We start from the raw sequence: 1,031 nt of genomic DNA on the forward strand, positions 1-1,031 counted from the left end.
GAAGCCGGCGGAGCGGCTGGGCTTCGTACGGGGGGAGTTCCGGACGCTGGGCCGGTCCGCCACGCCCGAGGCGTGCCAGGCGCTGGTGGACGCGATCGGAAGCGATCTGAGGGAACTCGCGTCTGCGGCGGCGCAGCTGGTCGCGGATGTCGAGGGGACGATCGACGAGGCGGTGGTCGGGCGGTACTACACCGGGCGGGCCGAGGCGTCGAGCTTCGAGGTGGCCGACCGGGCGGGGCGGTGGCCTGCCTCCGTACGGGCGCACCGGGGTGACCGGACCGGCCGGCCGTCCCCGTCATGCGGCGCGCACCGGCCGGCCGCGCGGGGTCCTGGGCTCACTGAGGGGCGAAGCGCCGCGCACCGACGGCCTCCGGCGTCTCACGCGCCGTCGGCAGGTGGCCCTGGCGGTCCTGGCGGTCCTGGTGGTGAGCGGCTGCGTGCTGGTCCCGCTCGCCCTGGCGTCGGCGAGCGGGACCACCCCGGAATCCAACAGCCCTTCCGGCTCGGCGAGTTCCGGACCGGGGCAGTCGGGCGGGCGGCAGTCCGGCATCGGAGCCGGAGACTTCCTGAGCGGACCGCTGGAGGGCCGCCTGCGCAACGCCGAGAGCGGACTCTGCGTCGGTGTGGACGGTACGAAGGTGGTGGCGGAGGTGAAAGCCGTGCTCGCCATCTGCACGTCGTCGGTGCGGCAGCAGTGGTCGTACGAGACCGGCGGGCTGCTGCGCAGTCTGGCGGACATCGAGCTGTGCCTCTACTCCCGCCTCGGTCTCCCCGTCCGGCTCGGGTCGTGCGACGCCCCCGCGCTGCGGGGGCGCGTGCGCTACGCCCTCACCCTTGACGGCGCCCTGCTGCCGCGCGGTGCGTCGGGACTCGCCCTGGCACCGGCCTCCGCCGAGGAGGGAGCCGACCTGCTCCTCGAGGAACGCACGGACGACGCGTCCCAGCGGTGGGTCATCGACAGCTCGGTCGAGTCCCTGCAGACCGAGTCGGTCTCCCGCGTGACGGACGCCTCGCCGAGGACACCGCACCCC

At 74.8% G+C, this 1,031-nt stretch carries 1 protein-coding gene and 1 pseudogene; both read left to right on the forward strand.

The genetic code is table 11. The features are described 5' to 3' along the window. Positions 1-268 (forward strand): annotated as a pseudogene (locus tag FNH04_RS48460) (DNA polymerase III subunit delta); the annotation flags it as partial. Between the two features lie 127 nt (positions 269-395). After that, positions 396-1,031, forward strand: a 636-nt coding sequence (locus FNH04_RS46250; RefSeq protein WP_194237070.1) for an RICIN domain-containing protein, incomplete at its 3' end; no start/stop codon positions are given.

Origin of the sequence: Streptomyces phyllanthi (assembly GCF_009377205.1) — a bacterium.
Classification (GTDB): Bacteria; Actinomycetota; Actinomycetes; order Streptomycetales; family Streptomycetaceae; genus Streptomyces; species Streptomyces phyllanthi.